This is a genomic window from Devosia sp., assembly GCF_017307565.1.
GTDB lineage: Bacteria > Pseudomonadota > Alphaproteobacteria > Rhizobiales > Devosiaceae > Devosia.
The window spans coordinates 1-3481 of record NZ_JAFKHD010000122.1; the positions used below are offsets into that span (position 1 = coordinate 1).

General features: G+C 59.1%; 3 protein-coding genes and 1 pseudogene. 1 reads left to right on the plus strand and 3 read right to left on the minus strand.

All coding sequences use genetic code 11. The features are described 5' to 3' along the window. A partial coding sequence (locus J0I64_RS03490; protein WP_291406230.1) for a citrate/2-methylcitrate synthase occupies window positions 1-793 on the minus strand: 793 nt, incomplete at its 3' end. Window positions 794-1117: 324 nt separating this feature from the next. Here J0I64_RS03490 and J0I64_RS03495 point away from each other — a divergent pair. Next, window positions 1118-1339: a hypothetical protein gene (locus tag J0I64_RS03495; protein WP_291406231.1), complete on the plus strand. Its 222-nt coding sequence runs from the start codon at window positions 1118-1120 to the stop codon at window positions 1337-1339. Window positions 1340-1732: 393 nt separating this feature from the next. On the opposite strand, the gene nrdF is transcribed toward J0I64_RS03495, so the two are convergent. Together nrdF and J0I64_RS03505 are read right to left on the minus strand one after the other, a co-directional pair. Beyond that, on the minus strand, window positions 1733-2707 hold the full coding sequence (nrdF, locus tag J0I64_RS03500; protein WP_291406232.1) for a class 1b ribonucleoside-diphosphate reductase subunit beta: 975 nt from the start codon (window positions 2705-2707) through the stop codon (window positions 1733-1735). 17 nt (window positions 2708-2724) lie between these two features. Continuing rightward, window positions 2725-3481, minus strand: a pseudogene (locus tag J0I64_RS03505) (ribonucleotide-diphosphate reductase subunit alpha); the annotation flags it as partial.

Here is a 3481-nt window from a genome sequence, read left to right on the forward strand (position 1 = left end):
GGTGGCCGAAGCCGATGATGACTTCCTTGTTCTCGACGCGCTGACGCACATCGGCCTCTGCCTCGTCAGGGGTCGCGTAGCGCTTCTGGATATCGAAGGCGACCTCGTTGGCGCCGCCATGTTTCGGACCGCGCAGTGCGCCGATGGCGCCGGCAAGCGCGGAGTAAATGTCCGACCCCGTTCCGGCGATGACGCGCGCCGTGAAGGTCGAGGCATTGAACTCGTGTTCGGCATAAAGGATCAGCGAGACGTGCATCGCTTTCACATGGCTCGCGCTCGGCGCTGTGCCATGGAGCAGGTGCAGGAAATGGCCGCCGATGGAGTCGTCATCGGTCTCGACATCGATGCGCCGACCGTTCTGCGCAAAGTGGAACCAATAGAGCAGCATGGAGCCCTGAGATGCTAACAGTCTGTCAGCAATATCGCGCGCTCCGCTATGGTTGTGATCATGGCTTTCAGGCAGCACGCAGCCGAGCGCGGACACGCCGGTTCGCAGCACGTCCATCGGATGGGTCGCGGCCGGAAGCAGTTCCAGCGCTTGCCGAACAGCAGAGGGCAGCCCGCGCAGGGACTTCAATTTTGCTTTGTAGGCGCTGAGTTCCGGCCGGGTCGGCAGGGTGCCATGGACGAGGAGGTGGGCGACTTCCTCGAACTCGCAATTGCGCGCCAGGTCCAGAATATCATAGCCGCGATAGTGCAGGTCATTGCCGCTGCGGCCCACTGTGCAGAGGGCCGTATTGCCCGCGACGACGCCCGACAGAGCTACGGATTTCTTGGGCTTGAATTCGGCCATGCGAGGCTCCCCCGGCAATTTTGTCAACAGAATGGTTGTCTTGTTGTCGTTCTGTGGCTGACAGTGCCCTATTTTCTATCAATGTGTCGACAAAAAAGTGGAGATGGTGGGGTGCCCGATTGGGTGGGCTGATCCCCGGTAAAGCCTGATCCGGAGGGGCCCTGACGCTTCACCTCTGCGGGCTGCGCATAGGGTGTAACGGCGATGTTATCTTCGTGTCCAAGAGTTCATGCTGGGGCCCCCTTCATTCATCTTCCGGACATCATGGCGCAAGGTGGGGGTCTCTAAGGTGTTTCTTGTCAACTGAACACACGGAGACACCAAATGAAGAAGCTTTTCGCCGCGGTCTTTACGACCCTCATCATCGCTGGCGGTGCTGCACCGGCTTTTGCAGCTGCAGCTGCCAACACGCACACTAATACTACTACGACCACTGGCATCCGGCATTCGGCTCGCCAGTATGAAGACCACTGCGTCTTCAAGGACAAGTCCCTTTGCGAGGTCAAGTCGCTGTCGCCAACCGTGAATGACAACGGCGATGTGTGATCGCAACGCTGTGGGCGCCGCTCTCTTCGCGGTCCCCGTGTGGTGAGTTCCCGGGCCCAGGCCCGGGGGCTCATTAGGACGAAGAAAAGGGACGCCTTCGGGCGTCCCTTTCTGCGTTTTGGGGGGCAGTTGTACTTATCGGTAGGGGCTCAGGCCCTACCTCTGCGCGCAGAGAGGGCGGAATATGTGCATTGCGGTGACGGCAACGCATGGCATGGGAAAGACCACGCTGGCCGATGATTTTGCGGCGGTGCGGCGCAAGGTTCTGCGGCGCCGAAGGCGATCATCCGCAAGGATGAGTTGAGTCTTTTTGCAGAAGGGCCACGCATGCCGGAAATGTCCGGCCCGCGTGACCTGCGTTTGGAGCGCCTCTTGGCGCAGGTCTAGAGCGGCTTAGAAATTCCAGTCTTCGTCTTCGGTCGCGATGGCCTTGCCGATGACGTAGCTTGAGCCTGAGCCCGAGAAGAAGTCGTGGTTTTCGTCGGCGTTGGGCGACAATGCGGAAAGAATGGCCGCGTTGACCTTGCAGGCTTCGGGCGGGAACAGGGCTTCGTAGCCGAGGTTCATCAGCGCCTTGTTGGCGTTGTAATGGAGGAACTTCTTGACGTCTTCGGCTAGGCCAACCCCGTCATAGAGATCTTCGGTATAGCGCGACTCGTTGTCGTAGAGTTCAAGGAGGAAATCGAAGGCAAAGTCCTTGATTTCCTGCTTGCGGGCCTCGGGCAGGCGCTCCAGCTCGCGCTGGAACTTGTAGCCGATATAGTAGCCGTGCACGGCCTCGTCCTTGATGATGAGGCGAATGAGGTCGGCGGTATTGGTCAGCTTGGCGCGGCTCGACCAGTACATGGGCAGGTAGAAGCCGGAATAGAACAGGAAGCTTTCAAGGAAGACGGAGGCGACCTTCTTTTTCAAGGGGTCGGCGCCGTCATACTGCTCCATGATCAGCCGGGCTTTTTGCTGCAGGAACTCGTTTTCTTCCGACCAGCGATAGGCGTCGTCAACGTCCGGCGTCAGGCACAGGGTCGAAAAGATCGACGAATAGGAACGGGCATGCACCGCTTCCATGAAGGAGATGTTCGAGAGAACGGCCTCTTCATGGGGGGTCTGCGCATCACTCATCAGGCGAACGGCGCCAACGCCATTCTGGATGGTGTCGAGCAGGGTGAGACCGGTGAAGACACGGATGGTCAGCTTCTGTTCGTTCGGCGTCAGCGTCGCCCAGGACGGGATATCGTTGCTGAGCGGCACCTTTTCAGGCAGCCAGAAGTTGGAGGTCAGCCGGTTCCACACTTCCAGGTCTTTTTCGTCCTGAATGCGGTTCCAATTGATCGCGCGAATGCGGCTCAAGGGCTTTACGTGAACGTTCATGTTTGACTTGCCCTTGGTCACAGCGCGCAGGAGACGCAGCCCTGCACTTCAGTGCCCTCAAGGGCCATCTGACGCAGGCGGATGTAATAGATGGTCTTGATGCCCTTCTTCCAGGCGTAGATCTGCGCCTTGTTGATATCGCGGGTGGTCGCGGTATCGCGGAAGAACAGGGTCAGCGACAGGCCCTGGTCGACGTGCTGGGTGGCCGCCGCATAGGTGTCGATGATCTTTTCGGGACCGATCTCATAGGCATCCTGGTAATAGTCCAGGTTGTCATTGTTCATGAAGGCGGCCGGATAGTAGACGCGGCCGATCTTGCCTTCCTTGCGGATCTCGATCTTGGACACGATCGGGTGGATCGAGGAGGTCGAGTGGTTGATGTAGGAGATCGAGCCGGTCGGCGGCACGGCCTGCAGGTTCTGGTTGTACATGCCGTGGGCCATGACCAGATCCTTGAGTTCCAGCCAGTCTTCGCGGGTCGGGATGTGGATACCGGCCGTTTCGAAGAGACCCCGGACCTTGTCGGTCGCCGGCGCCCATTCCTGCTGGATGTACTTGTCGAAATATTCGCCGCTGGCGTACTTCGACTTCTCAAAGCCCTTGAAGGTCTGGCCGCGCTCGGTGGCGATCAGGTTCGAGGCACGGATGGCGTGATAGGTCACCGTGTAGAAGTACATATTGGTGAAATCGACGCCTTCTTCCGAACCGTAGAAGATGCGTTCGCGGGCGAGATAACCGTGCAGGTTCATCGCGCCGAGGCCGATGGCATGGCTG